Below are 220 nucleotides of genomic sequence, written 5' to 3'. Positions count from 1 at the left end.
TGGGCGAAGGCATTGGTATCGATCGCCTGGTGATGTTCTTGACCGACTCGCCCTCGATCCGCGATGTGCTGCTATTCCCACATATGCGGCCTGAGTGAGGAGATTTCTCCACAAATAGTGCTCAGAGCCGATGTAATACGCTACACTCCCCCGAACTTGAATTCACCGGGGAGTGTGTGTTGTCACCCACATCCAGAGTACTGATTGTCGTCGCTGCCGC

At 54.5% G+C, this 220-nt stretch carries 1 protein-coding gene; it reads left to right on the top strand.

The annotated features are described in order from the left end of the window. On the top strand, window positions 1-98 hold a 98-nt coding region (locus tag A3709_RS22725; RefSeq protein ID WP_156507800.1), incomplete at its 5' end, for an amino acid--tRNA ligase-related protein. Window positions 99-220 lie beyond the last annotated feature (122 nt).

Origin of the sequence: Halioglobus sp. HI00S01 (assembly GCF_001635445.1) — a bacterium.
GTDB classification, from domain to species: domain Bacteria; phylum Pseudomonadota; class Gammaproteobacteria; order Pseudomonadales; family Halieaceae; genus Halioglobus; species Halioglobus japonicus.
The sequence above is the reverse complement of the archived record's forward strand: the minus strand, read 5'-3'. Positions and strand labels throughout refer to the sequence as shown.